15 protein-coding genes are annotated in these 18,638 nt (G+C 62.3%); 6 read left to right on the forward strand and 9 right to left on the reverse strand.

Translation table 11 applies throughout. From position 1 onward, the window contains the following. Positions 1-119: 119 nt before the first annotated feature. The 8 genes from V8J82_RS19220 to V8J82_RS19255 form a co-directional block, all read right to left on the reverse strand. Positions 120-3,242: an alpha-mannosidase gene (locus V8J82_RS19220; protein WP_339977692.1), complete on the reverse strand. Its 3,123-nt coding sequence runs from the start codon at positions 3,240-3,242 to the stop codon at positions 120-122. 2 nt (positions 3,243-3,244) lie between these two features. Beyond that, positions 3,245-4,963 carry an ABC transporter ATP-binding protein gene (locus tag V8J82_RS19225; protein ID WP_339977694.1) on the reverse strand — a complete coding sequence of 573 codons (1,719 nt, stop codon included), beginning with the start codon at positions 4,961-4,963 and terminating at the stop codon, positions 3,245-3,247. A gap of 191 nt (positions 4,964-5,154) precedes the next feature. After that, positions 5,155-6,111, reverse strand: a complete 957-nt coding sequence (locus V8J82_RS19230; protein ID WP_339977696.1) for an ABC transporter permease — start codon at positions 6,109-6,111, stop codon at positions 5,155-5,157. A gap of 4 nt (positions 6,112-6,115) precedes the next feature. Then, on the reverse strand, positions 6,116-7,123 hold the full coding sequence (locus tag V8J82_RS19235) for an ABC transporter permease (protein ID WP_339977698.1): 1,008 nt from the start codon (positions 7,121-7,123) through the stop codon (positions 6,116-6,118). A 25-nt stretch (positions 7,124-7,148) separates the two neighbouring features. Further along, entirely contained in the window at positions 7,149-7,583 is a 435-nt protein-coding gene (locus V8J82_RS19240) for a hypothetical protein (RefSeq protein WP_339977700.1), read from the reverse strand. Positions 7,584-7,679: 96 nt separating this feature from the next. After that, positions 7,680-9,419 (reverse strand): ABC transporter substrate-binding protein, encoded by a 1,740-nt coding sequence (locus V8J82_RS19245; protein ID WP_339977702.1) that lies wholly within the window; start codon positions 9,417-9,419, stop codon positions 7,680-7,682. A gap of 66 nt (positions 9,420-9,485) precedes the next feature. Continuing rightward, positions 9,486-10,163 carry an MBL fold metallo-hydrolase gene (locus V8J82_RS19250; protein WP_339977704.1) on the reverse strand — a complete coding sequence of 226 codons (678 nt, stop codon included), beginning with the start codon at positions 10,161-10,163 and terminating at the stop codon, positions 9,486-9,488. Between the two features lie 78 nt (positions 10,164-10,241). Next, entirely contained in the window at positions 10,242-11,075 is an 834-nt protein-coding gene (locus V8J82_RS19255; RefSeq protein WP_339977706.1) for a phytanoyl-CoA dioxygenase family protein, read from the reverse strand. A gap of 140 nt (positions 11,076-11,215) precedes the next feature. Here V8J82_RS19255 and V8J82_RS19260 point away from each other — a divergent pair, with 140 nt between their 5' ends. Both V8J82_RS19260 and V8J82_RS19265 read left to right on the forward strand, forming a co-directional pair. Next, positions 11,216-12,052, forward strand: coding sequence for a helix-turn-helix domain-containing protein (locus tag V8J82_RS19260; RefSeq protein ID WP_339977708.1), 837 nt, complete (start codon positions 11,216-11,218; stop codon positions 12,050-12,052). Between the two features lie 57 nt (positions 12,053-12,109). After that, positions 12,110-12,685, forward strand: a complete 576-nt coding sequence (locus V8J82_RS19265) for a peroxidase-related enzyme (protein ID WP_339977710.1) — start codon at positions 12,110-12,112, stop codon at positions 12,683-12,685. Between the two features lie 6 nt (positions 12,686-12,691). Here V8J82_RS19265 and V8J82_RS19270 read toward each other — a convergent pair whose 3' ends face one another. After that, positions 12,692-14,074 carry a tetratricopeptide repeat protein gene (locus tag V8J82_RS19270; RefSeq protein WP_339977713.1) on the reverse strand — a complete coding sequence of 461 codons (1,383 nt, stop codon included), beginning with the start codon at positions 14,072-14,074 and terminating at the stop codon, positions 12,692-12,694. A 324-nt stretch (positions 14,075-14,398) separates the two neighbouring features. Here V8J82_RS19270 and V8J82_RS19275 point away from each other — a divergent pair, with 324 nt between their 5' ends. The 4 genes from V8J82_RS19275 (at position 14,399) to V8J82_RS19290 (ending at position 18,574) form a co-directional block, all read left to right on the forward strand. Beyond that, positions 14,399-14,809, forward strand: coding sequence for a GtrA family protein (locus V8J82_RS19275; protein ID WP_339977715.1), 411 nt, complete (start codon positions 14,399-14,401; stop codon positions 14,807-14,809). After that, on the forward strand, positions 14,806-16,113 hold the full coding sequence (locus V8J82_RS19280; RefSeq protein ID WP_339977717.1) for an FAD-binding oxidoreductase: 1,308 nt from the start codon (positions 14,806-14,808) through the stop codon (positions 16,111-16,113). Before V8J82_RS19275 ends, V8J82_RS19280 begins: the two co-directional genes overlap by 4 nt. Next, the gene (locus V8J82_RS19285; protein ID WP_339977719.1) at positions 16,110-16,844 is read left to right on the forward strand and encodes an SDR family oxidoreductase; all 735 of its coding nucleotides are present in this window, start codon (positions 16,110-16,112) and stop codon (positions 16,842-16,844) included. Before V8J82_RS19280 ends, V8J82_RS19285 begins: the two co-directional genes overlap by 4 nt. Positions 16,845-17,032: 188 nt before the next feature. Continuing rightward, entirely contained in the window at positions 17,033-18,574 is a 1,542-nt protein-coding gene (locus tag V8J82_RS19290; RefSeq protein ID WP_339977721.1) for a hypothetical protein, read from the forward strand. Positions 18,575-18,638: the final 64 nt, after the last annotated feature.

The following is an 18,638-nucleotide window of genomic DNA, read 5'->3' on the forward strand; positions in this document are numbered from 1 at the left end:
CCCTCTTCCATTGGCTCCAAATACCCAAAGATACCGCCCTCACCATCCAGACGAACCGGATGCCCCACCAAGACCCCGCCAAAAACCGCGGGTGGGTGGGTGGGGGGCTTTTGGCGGGGTCAGATCACCAGCCGCAACCGAAGCGTCACGATCTCATAGGGGCGCAGCGGCAGCTCTGCCCGCCCATCGACCAGATCCAGCCGCGTGCCGCCTTCCTCCAGCAGCCCGACAATGGCCACATCACGCACATGGTCCGAAAACGCGAGTTCGACGGAGCCGCGCGTGTTATGGGCCTCGAACAGACGCACGATGACACCGTCTCCGTCATCGGCGGGCTTCACCGTCTCGATCACCGCGCGGTTCGAGGCACACATCACCAGCGGCGCGGGCCACGCGGCCTCTCCAGATCCGGCGAAAACACGTGGCGGATAGTTCAGCGCATAGGCTTCCGCCCGCACCTCGACCCTTGTATTGCCCTCATGCGGTAGCAGCGCATAGGTGAAATGATGCGTGCCCTGATCGGCCTCGGCATCGGGCATCGTCGCCGATTTGATCAGGCTCAACCGCAGCACATCGCCGCGCACATCATAGCCATATTTGCAATCGTTCAGCAGCGCGACGCCGTAATCACCTTCGCTCAGATCCGCCCATTTCTGCGCGGGCACCTCAAATTGCGCGGCATCCCAACTGGTATTGCGGTGGGTTGGGCGGTCAATCTGGCCCCATTGAATATCGAAGGTCGCGCGGCTGGCGCGGATATCGACCGGAAAGGCCGCCTTGAGCAGCAGATGCGTCTCATGCCAATCGACCTCGGTCTCGAAATCCAGTCGCGCCGAGCTTCGCGTCAGAACCACCTTCTGCACCATCCGGCTGCGCCGAAACGCGCGCTCGATCTCCACCACCGCGCGCAGGGGGCCGGTTTCCACCACCTCGACCCGGGTCAGCCCGCCGACCAGCTCGCCGCGATCCTCGAAGAAGATATCGATGTCCCAGGCATCCCAGGAAATCGGCCGGTCCTCGAACAATTCCAGCCGGTTGCCCAGGTTTTCGGGCTTCAGCACATCACGCCTGGCACGCTTGTCATAAAGCCGGTCGATCATCCCGTGATCCCCGATCTCGACCCGGAGAAAGCGGTTTTCCATCACCGCGCAGCCGCCCTGCATCGTCGCCGTCACCGGATCCAGGACGCGTATCGGTTCGGCCCGCACCAAGGCCCGCGCGGCCAAGGGCGTATCGGCGGGCAATTCCACCAAAGTGCCGCGGTCGATCTGCTGGACCGGTAAGGCCAAATCGCCCTCCGCCACACCTGAGACGGCTTTGGGCAACGCCGCCAAGCGCGGCCCCGGCAAAGGTGAGCCGTCCAAGACCAGCCAATCCGCCGCCTCCGGCACCAGGGCCGCCGCCGCGCGATCCAGCACCCCCTGCGCCTCCGCCTCCAGCCAGGCGAAATCCTTACGCGCATCGTCAAACACCGCGCCAATCGACGTGCCGGTCAGAATATCGTGGAATTGCAGCATGCAGAGCCGCTGCCACAATGCCGTCAGATCCTCAGGCGCGTGCCCCTCGACCATGGCCAGCGCCATGGCCAATTCGGTGTCGTGCAGCAAAACCTCGGCCTTTCGGTTGGCGCGTTTGATCCAGCCCTGGCTGGTCAGAACACCCCTGTGCCCCTCCAGATAGAACTCGCCCTGCCAGACCGGCAATTGCGCCGCCTGCGCCTCCACCGCCTCAAAAAACGTCCGAACATTGGAAGAGCGCAGCCGCGGCGCGCCCGGCATCTCGGCCCAGACCTGCGCCTTGCGGATCAGCTCATCGGTCGGCCCGCCCCCGCCATCGCCATAGCCATAGCAGATCAACAGATCATGCACCCGATCCTTCACGGTGTTGCGCGTCCAGGTGCCCACAACCTCTTCGGCGCTGAGATCGGATTTGTAATTCGTCGGAAACGGCAAATGCTGCACTTGCCGAGGTGTGGTCAGGAATTGCGCCAAAACGCGGGAGCCGTCGATCCCCTCCCACCACGTGGTGGAGGCCGGCATCTGGTTGTACTGGTTCCAATTCACCTTGTTGGTCACAAACCACCGCAGCCCCGCCTGGGCCATCAATTGCGGCAGGCAACCCGGAAAGCCAAATGTGTCGGGCAGCCACAGAACCGGGGTTTCCGCGCCTTCGCCAAACGCATCGTCGCAATAGCGCCGTGCCAGGGCGATCTGGCGCACCAGGGCTTCGGGGCCTGGCATATTGGCGTCGGGTTCCACCCACATGCCGCCCAAAACCTCCCATCGTCCTTCCGCGATGCGGGTTTTGATCGCCTCGAAAATCTCGGGGAAATCCTCAGCCGTCCATTGGTAAAGCTGCGGCTGCGAATGCGAGAATTGGAACCCGCCATGCCGCTCCATCAGGCGCAGGACGTTGGAATAGGTCCGCGCATTCTTCTGCCGGATCTGCGCCACCGGCCACAGATAGGCAACATCCATATGCGCATGGCCCGCCGCATGCAGTTGGATGTCCAGCGATGGCCCCGCCTGCGCCAGCGCCGCGCCCAGCTTGGCATGGGCCTCGGGGATCGAGCGGCGAAAGGGCTCCTCCATCGGGTCGCGGGTATCGAGCGTCAGGAACGCCGCATCCAGCGCCGTCAGAACACCGTGCTTTTCGGGACGATTGTCGTTCAGCTCGGCGCACAGATCCAAGGCGACTTCGGCCAGTGTCAGAAAGCTTTGCAAATCGCGGTCGATATCAATGACCGCACATTCCTTCATCAAAAGCTGTGTGGCGTTGCTGGGATCGGGGGGCCATCCCGTCAGGCCCGTCCAGCCATGCAGCAACAGGTCATGGGGCAATCCATCGGCAAACCGGTCAGGCAGTTCGATTGTGTGATGATAGCGATCCGCCGAGGCCAGCGCCTGCCCGTCAATGTAAAGCAGCCCCTCAGGATGGGTGAAGATATCCCCTGCCACGCCAAGCGGCAGATGCAGGGCGGGAGTTTTCCAGCCCTTCGGAACGGTGAAGCGGGATCGCAGGACAAAATGTACATCCTGCCCGCCCCAATAGCGGTTCCACTCCAGCCGTTCGCCCGGCGCGTCGCAGGACTTTAGGCTCAGGTCCGGGGAGGCGCTGGCATCGGGCAGTTCCTCAAGGAAAAAGCGATCGATCGGCGCGCGGCGCAGCGCCACCTTCGGCGCGATCAGGCGCAATCGTTGATCGACCTTTTCGGCCGTCAGGCGCATCCGGTGGGAGGGCATGGCTATCCTTGCCTCAGCGAGAAACCAGGAATTTCGCCGCGATAGACCGTCTCGGGCGTGCCACCGATCTGCTCCAGCGCGTCTAAGGCGGCGCGCGCATCTCCGGCATCGCCCCAATCGCGGCCCAGATCCGGCCAGGGGATCGAGTCGATCAGCAGCCGCGTATAGGCGTGTTGCGGATCGCCGATCACCTCTTTGGGTGGCCCGGCCTCGACCACATGCCCCTTATAAAGCACCATGACGTAATCGCTGACGTGATAGGCCGTGGCGAGGTCATGGGTGATATAGATGATCGAGATGCCATGCTTGTCCTTCAGGTCATAGATGTTCTTCAGGATCGTCGCCCGCAGGCTGGCATCGACCATGCTGACGGGTTCGTCGGCGATCAGCAGTTTGGGCGACAGCATCAGCGCGCGCGCCACGATCAGGCGCTGCCGCTGCCCGCCCGATAATTGGTGCGGATAGCGGCCCAGAACCAGGTCGGGATCAAGGCCGACGGCGGTGCAGGCCTCGGCCATGGCAACTTGAACATCGCCCTCTAATCCAATGTTTTCATACGGAAATTTCAGCGCGTGATTGACCCGGTAGAAGGGATTGAAACAGGCATAGGGGTCTTGAAACACCGCCTGGACCTGTTTGCGAAACTCCAGCCGCGCCGCCGCCCCCATGGCGTTGATATCGGCGCCTTCGAACCGCACTGCGCCCGTCGTGGGCGGATTGAAGCCCAGCATCAGGCTGCCCATGGTGGATTTGCCCGAGCCGGATTGCCCCACAATCGAGATGATCTTCGGGCTTGCCGCATCCAGCGTGAAGCTCATCGGGTGCAGCGCCGTGACCGCCCCATAGACCTTGCTGACCGCGTCGAGTTCCAACAGCGGCAGAGCGGCCTCGGTGATGGTCGGCGGCGCGGCGCTGGCATCCAGGAAGCTTTCGCCGCCTACAAGCGGCACGGACGAGATCAGCTCCTGCGTATAAGGATGCTCGGGCGCCTCGATGATCTGCCGCACAGGGCCGAATTCCACCAACACGCCCTTCTTGAGCACGACGATATCGTCGACGGATTGCGCCATCAGCCCCATATCGTGGCCGATAAGGATGAGGCCCGCGCCGATCTTCGCCTGCATCTCGCGCAAGGTCTGCATCACATGGCGTTGCGTGATGACATCCAGCGCGCTTGTGGGTTCATCGGCGATGATCAGATCCGGTGTCAGGCAGGTTCCGATGGCGATACAGACCCGCTGTTTCATTCCGCCGCTCAGTTCATGGGGGTAGAGCCGCCCGACGATTCCCGGTTCAAGCCCCACGCCCTCCAGCGCCGTGTCAGATCGTGTTTGCAGATCCTCCACGGCACCTTCATGGGCGAGGATCGCATCCCAGATCTGGTTTTCGATCCGCATCACCGGGTTCAGCGAGTTCATCGCGCCTTGCGGGATGTAGCTGATCTTGCGCAGCCGGACGCGGCGCATCTGTTCTTCGTCAAGCGACAGGAGATCGGGCTGATCCAGCGAGTTGAGCAGGATCTTTCCATCGGCCACAAACCCCGGCGCGGCCAGCATCCGCATCGCCGCAAGGGCCGTCGTGGTCTTGCCCGAGCCGGATTCGCCGATGAACCCGATTCGCTGGCCCTTTTCGACAGAGAGCGTCACATCGGTCACCGCATGGACAACACCCTTGGAGGTCGGAAAGTCGATATGGACGTTTTTGATGTCGAGGACGCTCATGTCGCGGCTCCGGAAAGACGGGCGGCGCCCGACCCTGGGTGGGTGCATTGGCCGGGTCGGGCAACACACTTTATGGTGCCACTCCCCCTCAGGCTTGTCACAGAGCGGATCGGGCCAAAAGCGCCCTCCCGGGGAGGGTCGGGCGCTGCCCGGCTTGGTCAGCCGGGCGATTGATATACGATTGCTATACATCACAACCTCCTCAAACGGGGGTTGCTGACCTCATCCAGGCCCAGATTGACCAGCAGCAGACCAATGAACATCACCGCCAGCAGGATTGTCGGAAAGCCCCACCACCACCACATATTCTGGATCAGCGCGCCCGAATTGATCGCGTCGTAAATCACGCGGCCCAGGGTCGGGATGCGCTGCGGGCCCAGGCCCAACACCTCAAGCCCCACCGCCGTCACGATCGATGTCGTCACGTTCGCGATGAACGAACCAAACAGATACGGGACCAGGTTCGGCAACATCTCGCGGAACATGATGTGCCCCGTCGAGGCGCCCGACAGACGCGCCATCTGCACATAGCCCGACTCGCGCATCGACAGGACCTGCGCCCGGATCAGCCGCGTGGGCGATTGCCAGACAAAGGCCGCGATCAGCACCGCCATCAATGTCAGACTGATATCGCCGAAACTCGCCTGCACCACGACCAACACCAGCAACGGCGGAATGGTGATCATCACGTCAGAGCTCACGCGGATCACGTCATCGGTCCGTCCCCCGACATAACCGGCCGTAAACCCAAGGAAAATCCCGATGCTCATCCCAATGAGAGAGGCCAGAACACCCACATAAAGCGAATTCGGCGCGCCGACGATCAGCAGCGCCAGGATATCCTTGCCCGACACATCGGTGCCCAGCGGATGCGCCCAGGTCCCGACCTGCCCGCGCAGGTTCTCCACCCCGACGGGGCCCTGCCGCGGCATCCCGGCGCCGGTAAAGACCAGCTCGGTATCCCAGAACATCCGCCCCAGAATGCCCAGGGCCACGATCCCCAACAGCAACAGCGCGCCCCAGATCAGCTTGGGATTGTTCCAGGGATTGTCGAAGCGCTTCATGCGCTTGATCTGGCGCTTCGTCAGCCCGCCCATATCGGGGGCGGCGGTTTCGGGGGCTGCGGCGTTCGAGGTTTCGTCTGCCATGCCCCTACCCTCCATGCCGAATGCGTGGATCGATCAGCGGATAGATCAGATCGACCAGAAAGACCGAGACCGCCGTCATCAGGATGATCACGAAGCTGACGCCCTGGATCACCGGAAAATCCTGATCCAGGATCGCGTCATAGAGCAGCTTGCCCATGCCGGGATAGGCAAAGATACGCTCCACAAGAACCTGACCCGCGACCAGCATCCCGATCTTCAGGGCAAAGGCGGTGATCTGCGGCAGGATCGCGTTGCGGATCATGTATTTGTACAGGATGTATCGCTTGCGCAGGCCTTTGGCTTTGGCCAGCACGGTGTAATCCTCGCCCTGAACGGTGATCATCAGGCCGCGCATGCCCAGTGCCCAGAACCCGAAGGTCACCACGACAATCGACATCGCGGGCAGAAAGCCGTGATGCAACACGCTGGTGACGAAACCCCAGCTCCAGCCGGGCTCAACATTCAGCCCATAGGCACCGGTCAGGGGGAACCAGCCCAGTTGCGACGAGAAGAGATACATCAACAGAAGGCCCGACAGGATCGGCGGGATCGAGGTGAAGACCATCGCCGCCGGGATCACCGCTTTCCACAGGCGCGGCGTATGCTCCCACACCATCAGCGCGCCCAGAAGATTGCCGATGATGAAGGTGATGATCAGCGAAATCAGCATCAACCCGATGGTCCAGGGCAAGGCGGCGCCGATCATGCTGGCGACCGGGGTCGGGAAGCTGGCGGTTGAAATGCCGAAATCGAAGCTCAGCGTGTTGGTGACATAGAGCCAATATTGCACATACCACGGGTCGTTCAGGCCGAAGCTTTCGGTCAGTTGATCCAGGATCGCGCCGGAGTTTTCGACCGATCCGCCCCCCGCCGCCATCCGGCCCAGCATCACATCCACGGGGTTGATCGGCGACAGGCGCGGGATGATCCAGATCAGCGTCGCCGCGATGAACACTGTCAAAAACAGTGTGAAAAACCGGTTCGCCAGGTAGTTTAACGGAATACGTCCCATCATCATTCCTTCCCTCCCTACGCCATCAGACCGTTTCGACGTCCAATATCTGCGCGAGATACGCATCCGGCGCAGGTTGCCTGTTCATCATCGTCTCGCGCCAAAAACCCTGTTCGGCCGCGATGACCGCCAATTCCCAGACGCACCCAATCACGCCGCGCTCTGCAACCCGCGCCTCTTGGTCCGAGGCGTAGAGCCGCCGCTGGATGTGGTGGCACAGGACCGATCCCTGTTCCCACCAATGCGCCGCGACCGAGACACCTTCGACCCCGGGATGAACGATCGCGAAGCCGAGCGCCGATGGCGGCGCCTTTTCCGCGACCCCAGTGGCCAAGAAATGCTCCGCCTCGGCGATGAGATCGCTAGGCATATCCTGCGGTTCCACCGTCAAACCATAGAGCTTGATCTGGCGCTGCCCGACCTCGCGCAGGCCGTGAAACCTCAGATATCGCCGCTCCATCACGATCTCCGCCCAAAGGCACCGGACGGCCCGCTGCGCACGGGCCCGGAACTCGCGCGAATTCCGGCCGGAAAACGCGCGTTTTCCGTCACCGCCTCAATTGGCCCGTGTCAGGTTGTGGATGATCTGATGACCCGAATTCCAATGGAAAAACGGGTGGTTGTAGTAGTTCTCGGCGCTCGGCCACCCTTCCCAATAGGTTGTGTTAAACGGCATCAGCTTGAAGGCTTGCACCAGCGGAATGAACGGCATCTCGGCGTCGAGATATTGGTAGGCCTCGGCAACCATCCCCGGGATCTCTTCGGATCCAAGCGGCATCGTCGCCATCGCCGCGACGATCTCGGAATAGGCCTGGGCGCCTTCGCTGTCCCAGCGCGGTGTGTTGTTGAAGCCGGGGCTGCGTTCGCCCACGGGAACAACATCGGCCACCGTGTAGCGGCCCATCGACGCCCAGGGCTCATTCACCGATCCGCAGCTGAGCCAGGAATAGGACATCTCGAACGCCCCGAAGGGCAACACCTCCCCCCAGAAGACCGAGTTCTCAACGGGGACAGACCGCGCATCGATCCCCGCCCGCTGAAGCTGCTCCACGACCATATCGATGGTCCGCGTATATTCGGTGGAGGCCGAGTTCACATGGATCTCGACCGACAGCGTTTCTCCGTCCTTCTCGTAGTAATCGCCACTGCGCGTCCAACCTTCGGCTTCAATCAGAGCTTGGGCCGCCGCGACGTCCGCCGTTTCGGGCAAGCCATGGCCAGCCTCGACCACGGCGTCGATGAACGGGCTCATCGCGCCATATTGGGCAAACATGGTTTGCGAGGCCGTGGTCGCGCCCTCGGCGGCGATGTTCACGATCTGGCTGCGGTCGATGATCATCGCTACGGCGCGGCGCATATCGGCGCTGTCCCAGGGGGCGACGGTGGTGTTGATCTCCAATTGCCGCGCGCAGGGATCGGCCACCGCATAGGGATAGCTGTCATACCAGGCCATCGTCGCTTGGTTCTGGGCCTGGATGGCTTCGAAGGTGCCCACGCTTAGGTTCTGGGCGGCATCCAGATCATTGGCGGCGATCAACTGCGCCCGGCTTTCCTCACCGCCGGATTCCAGGAAGACGACGCGCTGGGGCTCTGGCATGTCCATGAAGCCGGTCTCAGCGCCCCACCAACTGTCGCGGAGATCCCAGATCGCCCGGTTCGACGCGCTGCTTTCATATTCATAAGGCCCGGTGCCAATCGGCGGGTAGAACGCGAAGGTCGCGGGATTTTCCGCCGCGCTCCAGACATGCTCGGGCATGATCAGGAACGAGCCGAAGATGCGGACCCCGAAATTGTCGACCACAAAGCGCGGATTGGCGGCGGTCAGGCTGAAGCGCACGGTCAAGTCATCGACCGCTTCGACCGAGGCAACCTGCCCGCGCAATGTCGCGACTTCGCGGGCCGTCAGCTCTTCGTTTTCGAGCGCCATGTTCACGGTGAAGACCACGTCATCGGCGTTGAACGCCTCCCCATCGGACCAGGTCACGCCCTCACGCAGCGTGATGGTGAATTCATCCTGGGCCTCGTTGCCCTCGAACCCGGTGGCCAGCCAGGGCTCAAGCTCCCCAGTATTGTAGTTCAGGATAAACAGCGGCTCCCACATGGCTTGATGGGCGCCATGCATCCGGCGGATACCCGTGCCGTCGGTCATCCAGTTGAAATTCTCGGGGTCGCGGATCGTGCGGTCCAGGTCAAAGATAACCGTATCCTCGCGCGCGACCTCTTGCGCCTGGGCGCCGCCGGTCAGCGCCAGCGCCATCGCCGCGGAGCCCAGCAGAAATTTCGTCACTTGTGTCATATCATCCTCCCTAGGACTTTGGTCTTCCCGCAGATGGCGCGGGGACTGCCCGATATTTCGGCGCAGCTATCTTACGTAATCCATCACCATCACCCGCGTCCGGTCGGGCAGATCGCCCCGCGCCAGATCGATGGTATGGGCACAGGCAAAATCGATGTTCTCTTCCTCAAAATAGCTCAGAAACCGCTCAATCCACATCGTGTTGCGCGGGCGGTAGGTCAGCGTTCGGAAATGCATCGGAATGATCAGTTTCGGCTTCATGCGGCGGATCATCCGCATCAGATCCGGCAATTCGATCGTCAGATAGCCGCCCGCCAGCGCCAACAGCACATCGGTGTCCTCGAAGAAATCTTGCTGCGCCTGGGTCAGAGGATTTCCGACATCTCCCATATGGGCGATCTTGATCCCGTCGAGTTCAAATCGATACATGCCGTTCTGGCCCGGCACGGCGTGTTCCGGGTGATGATCCCATTCCGCCGCCTCGATGGCTGTGACCCTCAACGCGTCGCCGCCCTGGCCGCCCCCCTGCGCCACTTTCAACGCGTTGATGATTTCGGGCCTGCCGGGGATCAGATCGGCGCGGCAATGGGCGTCGTCATCATCGGAGGAAATCACCACCACATCCGCGCTGTCGCGGATCGGCGCATAGCCGACACCTTCGGGTGTATAGGGATCGGTGATCACCGACAGGCCCGCCGCATCGGTTAGTTTGAAAGCCGCATGTCCGAACCAGGTGATCTTCATCGCGCGCCCCCCGCGGCGATGCGCACGTGTGAGGCAGACCAGTCTGCGCGACACTGAAATCGTCTCGTCGGCGTCACGTCAGTTATTCCCCACGACATGGGGGCTTTCAGTCGCCAGGATATCGTCATTGTCGGGCCGTGGATGGTGGCGCCAATGGCCCGACGGATCGCTGCCGCGCGCGATGATCGCCTCAACCCCTCGGGCCCAGTCGGGGTCGACGATCCGGCTTTCGGGGGTGCAATAGCGCAGGGTTAGACCGCAGCGCCTGCGGTTGGAGCGGTTCACGCCCGACCCATGGACGAGCATATCCGCATGAAGAGAAACATCTCCGGCTTTCAGGGTGTTGACGAAGGGCGTACCAAACCGCTCCGCCTCGGCGATACCTTTGTGAAAGACGCTGGCCGCGCCCATATCCGAGGTTTCGATCGCTCCGATATCATGGGTACCGGGGATGAACCTCATCGCGGCGTTATCGGCATCGGCATCGTCAATGGCGAGCCATACCGTGACCGTCCGTGCCGGGCTCAGCTGCCAGAAACTGGCATCCTGATGCCAGGGCACCGCGCGCGAGCCCTCGGGCTTTTTCGACAGGATCGCGCTAGCCCAACAAATGATGTCGGGGCCGATGATGTCCTGCACCAAATCGAGCAGGCGCGGGTCGGTGGCGATATCCCAGATCCCGGCCAATCGCGCTTGGTAGCAGTTGATTCCATAGGCGCCTCCCGGGCCGAGGTCTGCCATCAGACGGTCGAAATACGCCCGAATGGCCGCAATTTCAGTATCAGAAAACACGCGAAACGGCTGCACGAAGCCCTGCGCATTGTATTGCGCAATCTCATGCGGGCTAAGCCGCTGTGCCTGATCAACCCGGGCTGGACGAAAGCTCAGATCCAAGGACGTTGACGTCGTCATATGTGTCTCCCCTGCCCTGACTTTAGGTAAACACGCTTTGCTTTGGAGACCCGCGCTTGATAAAAAAATGCACTATCTTGATGTCATTTTTTGCACCCAGAGGCAGAAAGTAGAATTTTTCCATGCGCTTAGCCCAAAAGATGTTCAAGATTGATACCTATATTCCCGATAGCGACGCGTTTCACTTCGCGCGGATCGAGGTCTCGGACACACCGCCGCTTCTGGAGCACAGCCACGATTTTTATGAGCTGTTCCTGGTGGAGCAGGGCCAGGTGCACCATTGGATCAACGGCCTGGAAGAGTTGCTGGAACCCGGACAATTGACGTTCATACGCCCGCTCGACCGCCACGCGATGCAGGCGGCCCCCGGGATCACCGCGCGGATCCTGAATGTGATGTTCCGCCAATCGACCGCCGACCATTTGGTATCGCGGTATCACGCCGACATGGCGGGCAAGTTCTTTTGGTCACCGGCAGAGTTCCCGGCCTCGATCCGTTTGGCGGGCCCGCAGAAGGAACGCGCCGTCAACGCGATGCTGTCGCTGCAATCCAGCCATCGCGGCCTGGCCCGGATCGAGCATTTCCTGATGTCGATCATGACCCATGTGCTGGATGCCAGCGCCTCTGCCCAGGATCGCGCGCCCGCCTGGCTGATCCAAGCGGCACAAGCCGCCCAGGACCCCAGAGTGTTCCGCCGCGGGGCCGAGGGCCTGATCACCGCTGCCGGGCGGTCGCAGGCCCATGTCTGCCGCGAAACCCGCCGCCATCTGGGCCTGAGCCCGACGCAATATGTGAACCGGATCCGCATTCAGCACGCCGCGATGCTGCTGAGCGGGACCGCCCGGCCCGTCGCGACCATTGCCGAAGATTGCGGGATCGAAAACTTGAGTTATTTCCACAGGTTGTTTCGCGATCAATACGGCACGACCCCGCGCCGCTACCGAGCCCGCCACGCAAAGACCGAGCCGATCGTCTGAGTGTGGACATTTCCGGGCGCCGCCGCCACGCTGCCGCAAATCCTGCGGAGATCCACCATGCCCCAGCCCGATCACATCTCAATTTATGACCTGCCCGACCCGATCACACTTGATGAGGATATGCAGCGTTATCTTGAAATCTGTCAGGAAAAGCTGGGCTTGGTGCCGAACGTCCTGAAGACCTTTACGCTCAATCAGGACAAGTTGCGGGCCTTCGCCCAATATTACAACACGCTGATGCTGGCGCCGTCGGGCCTGTCGAAACTGGAACGCGAGATGATTGCCGTTGTCGTATCATCGGCAAACCGTTGTTTTTATTGTCTTGTGGCGCATGGGCAAGCGGTGCGGAACCTGTCAGGCGATCCGCAATTGGGTGAAATGCTGGTGATGAATTACCGCGTCGCACCGTTGGAGCCGCGCCAGCGGGCGATGTTGGATTTCGCGTGGAAATTGACCACCGCGCCTTGGGAGGTGGATGCGCCGGATCGCGCCGCGCTGACGGATGCGGGGTTGAGCGAGGCCGAAATCTTCGACCTGTCCGATGTGATCGGCTTTTTCAACATGTCCAACCGATTTGCCATCGCATCCGACATGATGCCGAATGCCAATTATCATGCGATGGATCGAGGCTAAGCCGCTCTATTCGCTGAGCGCGCGCGCCGCGGCACGGGTGCCCGGCCCTACGGCGCCGTCGATGGCCATCTGGTAGAGGCCGCGTTCTTGCAGGATAAGCTGCAAGGCCTCCGCGGTTTCGCGATCCCAGGGTGGCACCTGGCCGTTCACGCGCCCCCGCAGATCATCGATATCGATCTCGCCCGTTTCCATCAGACGCACATATTCCTGCGCGGCAAATTGCGGGTCGCGGTCGCGCCCGATGCCTTGCTCGAACAGAAAGGCCCGCTCCGCCTGAGCCGCGATATCGCCGGTCTCGGCCAGGAAGTTGGTCCAGCGAAAGCGCAGGAAATCATTGGGCTCAACGCCTGGCCCGCCGCGTGAATAAAGCTCGATAAGGCTTTGAACGGCATCGGTATTCCCCGCACGCGCAGCCCCCGCCAACAGGGGAACGGCGCGGCGTGCATCGGGGATGCCAAGCGCTTCATCCGCCTCGCCCGGCACACCTTCGCCGGTCAGATAGGTGTTGCCCAGATTGGCCTGCGCAAAGGGATAGCCCGCATCGGCGGCCACTTGCATCAGGCGCACCATCTCCGCCGGGTCGCGCGGCACGCCACGGCCCAAACGGTACATGAAGGCCAGGGTCGCCGTGCCCGCAACATCGCCCGCCTCTGCCGCCTGGCGATAGAATTCCACCGCTTGATCCGCATCTTCGCGGATCGGGCGAATGCCGAAATTGTGGTAATCGCCAATCCGTGTCAGGGCGGCCGCGACGCCATTTTCCGCCGCCGTTTCATAGAGTGGGATGGCACGACGATGGCGCCCGGCGGCCTGCGCCGCGGTTGCCAGATGATAGAACGGCACGCCCTCTTCGGGCAGCGCCTCTGCCGCATCGCGACAGGCAGGGAGCGCCTCCCGCAATGCGATGAACGCGGCCTGCTGCGCCGCTTCTGAGAGAGGCACTTCGGCGGAGGGCGCGCCGGCAATGGCCACACATTCGTCCAGAGCCGCTTGTGCCGCGGCGGCGGCTTCGGCCCTGGCCGCACTTTCCGCAGCCAATTGTTCAAACGCGTTTGACGCCGCGGACAGAGCCTCGGCCCGTTGGGCGCTGACCGTCGCCTCGATGGCATTCCGCAAAGAGGTCGCCGCCAAGGCCTCAAACGCGCCACGCGCCTCTGCCAGGGCCGCGGCCCGATCTGCGGCGGCCCGTGCCTCGGCCTCTTCCGTTGCCCGCGCGAGCGATGCCTGTGCCAGCGCCTCGAATTCGGCCCGTGCGGCCGCCACCGCATCCGCGCGCTCGGCCGGAGGCTCTGTCGCCGAGGCCTCAGCCAGATCTTGAAAGGCCGCCAATGCATCCTCAACCGCCGCGGCCCGTTCCGAGGCATTGGCATCTTCTTGCGCGGACAGCATGGTTGCAGTCCCATTTACCGCCAAACCAGCGATTAAACATATTGCACAAAACGGCCGAGCGGACACCATGGCGGGCAATTCCTCTTGAAAAATCAATCGATATGACGATAGCCAGCCCCTAGCATGCTGTCGATAGGGCAGCATCGCCGAAACGTTCTGCGATCTCGTATTGTCGCGCCAAAGACATGACAAGAGGATCAGTCCGCTGCCCCCGTTAACCCCGCCTTTCACATTCACGCCAGATGCCGGCCATGTGCGGGTCAAAGTGCTGTCGGATAGCAACCTTCGGCTGAAACGGCGCATCGCTTGGGGGAATGCGGGATCATGACACGCAGCACACTTGTTTTTCGCTACACCGCATTTGCTGTCATCGCGACTATTGTGAACCTGGCCTGCCAACGTCTGGTTTTGCTCGGCGGGGACACCACATTGTGGTTCCTGGCCGCCATGGGCGCGGGCACTTTGGCAGGATTGGTGGTGAAATACGTGCTCGACAAACGCTGGATCTTTTTCGACGACACAAGCGGCGCCGCCGCCCAAGGGCAGCAATTTGCGCTCTATTCCCTGATGGGTGTGGTGACGACTGTGGTGTTTTGGGTCACGGAAACGACATTCTGGATGATCTGGGGCACCGATTTGGCGCGCGAGATCGGCGCCGTGATCGGCCTGACCATTGGCTATGTCACGAAGTACCAGCTCGACCGCCGTTTTGTATTCAATAGGATCGCGTCATGAGCTTGCTGGGCGGATGGGGCCGGTTCCCCAGAGTGGATTGCAAGATCACCACGGCCCGGTCGGAGGCCGATGTGCGCGCCGCCATCACGGAAACGCCGCTGATCGCCCGCGGCAACGGGCGCGCCTATGGCGATGCGGCTCTGAATACGGGCGCGACGCTGGTGATGACCGGGATGGACCGGATGCTGTCCTTTGACGATGACACCGGCGTTTTAATCGCCGAGGCGGGCGTTCTTCTCGGCGATATCATCCATACCTTCCTGCCGCGCGGCTGGTTCCCGATGGTCACGCCAGGCACCAAATATGTCAGCCTTGGTGGCGCGATTGCCGCGGATATCCACGGCAAGAACCACCATATCGACGGATCTTTCCGGGCCTGCGTCGATTGGATTGACCTGATGGGCCCCGACGGCACGACACGACGCCTGACGACCGAGGACGAGATGTTCCAATGGAGCGTCGGCGGCATGGGCCTGACGGGCGTCATCTTGCGGGCTCAGATCCGGTTGCGGGCGGTCGAAACCGCCTGGATCGTGCAAGAGACCCGCGCCTTGACCTCGGTCGCCGATACGATTGCCGCGTTTGAGGATACCGAGGATGTCCCCTATTCGGTGGCTTGGATCGATTGCTCGGACGGGCCGCATCATGGCCACTCGCTTTTGCTGCTGGGGCGCCACGCGACCCAGGATGATCTGCCGCCGCATCGCGCACCGCTTGAGGTGCGGCACAAGACCAAGATCCCGGTTCCTTTCCCCGCCCCGCCCCTCATCTTTCGCGGCCTGTTTTTGCGCGCCTTGAACGGCATCTATTGGCGTCGCGGCGCCCGGAAAGCGGGCGAAAGCCTGGTCGATTGGGACAGCTATTTCTACCCGCTCGACGCCCTGCGCGGATGGAACATCCTCTATGGCCGGGGCGGATTCGTGCAATTTCAATGCGCGCTGCCCAACGACACAGCCGCGGCGGGCCTGAAAGAGCTGATGGATACGATTGCCGAGGCGCAGACCGGATCGGTCCTGTCGGTGCTGAAACGATTTGGGCCGCAATCCGGTCACGTTTCCTTCCCAATGCCGGGCTACACGCTGGCATTGGATTTCCCGGCCAATGATCGGACGCTGGCGCTGATGGACAAACTGGATCGGATCACGCTCGACCATGGCGGGCGGTTCTATCTGGCAAAGGATGCGCGCATGCCCGAGGCGGTCGCAAAATCGGATGAGAGATGGGACGCATTCGCAGCAATGCGCGCAAAACACGGCCTGGCGGAGCGGTTCCGTTCGGTCCAATCAGAAAGGCTGGGCCTATGAGCAATGCGGTTTTGATCCTGGGCGCGACATCCGGCATGGCCCGCGCCGTTGCACGCAGCTTCGCCAAAGAAGGGCACGCGATCCAATTGGCGGCGCGGCGCCCCGAGGGCCTGGACGAAGATGCCGCCGACCTGCGCACGCGGTTTGGGGTGGAGGTCACGATCCACGCATTCGACGCGCTCGCGACGGACACGCATGCCGCATTCATCGAAGGCCTTCCAGAGCTGCCCGAAATCGCGGTCTGCGCGGTCGGGGCCATGGGCGAGCAAGATGACAGCGCCGAGGATCCCGAAAAGGCGGCCTTTGTTCTGCGGTCGAATTTCGAAGGCCCGGCCTCTGTTCTGGCGCATCTGGCAAATGCGATGGACGCGCGCGGATCGGGCACCCTGGTGGGCATCTCATCGGTTGCCGGCGATCGCGGCCGCGCCTCCAACTACGTATATGGGTCGGCCAAAGCCGGATTCACCGCGTTTCTATCCGGCCTGCGCAATCGGCTGGCATCGAAGAATGTGCATGTTGTAACGGTCTTGCCCGGCTTTGTGCGCACCGCCATGACCGACGGGATGGATTTGCCCGGCCCGCTGACCGCTGACCCCGAAGAGGTGGGCACAGCGATCCTGCGCGCCGTTCAGCGCCAGAAAAACATCATCTATACGCGCCCGATCTGGCGCGTCGTCATGGCCGTGATCCGCAACATTCCTGAACCGATCTTCAAGAAGACATCGCTCTAAGCACGTCTTCCGGAGAGTCATCAAAAAGCGGCCCCGGCTGGCGAGATTCCGCCCAGATCGCAACAGGTTTAGAAAAATGGTTACGGAGTTGTTGCTTATTTAACACTTCCAGAATAGGGCTAACCTAAATTTAGGGACAGTAAGCGCGGCGGGCACCGCGTGACGGCCAAAAGGGGCAGTGTTTCCATATGAATGGGACAGACGCCGCGCAGAACGTTGCGCGTGGGACAGATACATCCGCATGGACATTTAGCGGCTTCTTACAAAATCCGAATGGGGTATTGGCGGTTGTCTTCGCGACATCCGTGGCGACCCTGGGCGCAAGCTACGTTGTGATGTCCAACGCCGTTGATGCGCGCAACGCGGCGTTTCACGCTGCGGCATCCGCGACGCATATCCCCGCCCGGCAACGCGCAGATACGGATCGTGAGATTGCGCCGCGCATTTGGCCCAGTTTCGAAGGTGACATCGAACTGGCATTGTCGGCCCCGACAGATACCGCGCCAGCAGGCCGGACCGCACCCGCGCTTGGCGGACAGACCGTACAGACCGAGCCCACGGCGCAACCCGCTTCCGTGCAAATCGTGCAAGGGCGCCCTCCGGTCATGCCGGTGCCGCGCCCATCCGCATCCGGAGACCTGGAAGTGGTCGTGATGGCGCGCGGCATGTCCCCATTGCGGGCCGCGTCGCTTCCCCGCCCAACCACGCGCCCGGGCGCCATTACCTCACCCGCCTGGCCCGATGAGAATGGGCCGCAAACCTCCGCCTTGCTGGCCGCGATCAGCCCCCGCCCCTCGCTTCGGCCTGACAACCTGGTCGTGCGTGTGGCCGCCGACCCCAATACCATTGAGGTCGCACGAGCCGATGCCCCGGGCGCGACCGGCTTGGGAGGTGTTTTGCCAACACCCCGTGGCGGATTGTTCGGTGGCAATGCGGCGAATGGCGAGTGCTCGGCGCGCCTGGCCCGCGCAATCCCGCGGCGCCCCGGCGGAGCCTCCGGCGGGTCCGCGGTGATGGCCGCGATCGGAAACGGCTCCGGCGGATCGCGCGATGACCGCCTGGTGCAACAGGCACTAGCCGGAAACGTACCCAGCCATATTCGGGCGCTTCATCCGGTTACGCTGCGGGGCACCGTCGGCGGGCGTACGACCGAAGTGACGATCTGCGTGACGCCAGATTATCTGGCGATCGGGTCCGACACCGACAATGTGCGTGTGCCCCTGGGCCTTCCCGCGGCACTTCGGGTCGCTGAATCGTTCGATATGATGCTGCCCACGACCAGTATGGTCGACGCGATCTACCGGCAGGCGGATGTGCGCATCGCCCCCTCGCCGATGACACCCGGATCTTCGATGTCGTCGACCAATTACTTCGTGCGCCATGACGAGACACTCGATGGGCAATTTGCCCGCGCGGGCGCCCGTGATGGGCAGTTGGTCGCGGGCCACAAAAAGGATCTGGTGATTGCCAACCGCCTGGGGCGCAATCCGGGTCGCGTCGCGATCTATGGCTGGCATCGCACCAACGGCAATCCGATCCAGCCGCTGTCGACCGTGCATGGCGCCTATTATGCCGATTACAGCCACGGCATTCGCCTGGTCAGCCGCACCGCCTTTGTCGATGGTCGCGCGGTCGATCTGCGCGAGCTTCTGACGGATGAGCGTTACGCCGCCTTCCTAAACTCAGACGGCGCGCTCAGCGGTGCAACCGTTCGGATGGCATCGCTTTAACGCAGAGCGGCAACCACCTGTCCAGAAACGAAAAACGGCGCCGCAATGGGCGCCGTTTTTGTGA

It is taken from the genome of Gymnodinialimonas mytili (assembly GCF_037544085.1).
GTDB lineage: Bacteria > Pseudomonadota > Alphaproteobacteria > Rhodobacterales > Rhodobacteraceae > Gymnodinialimonas > Gymnodinialimonas mytili.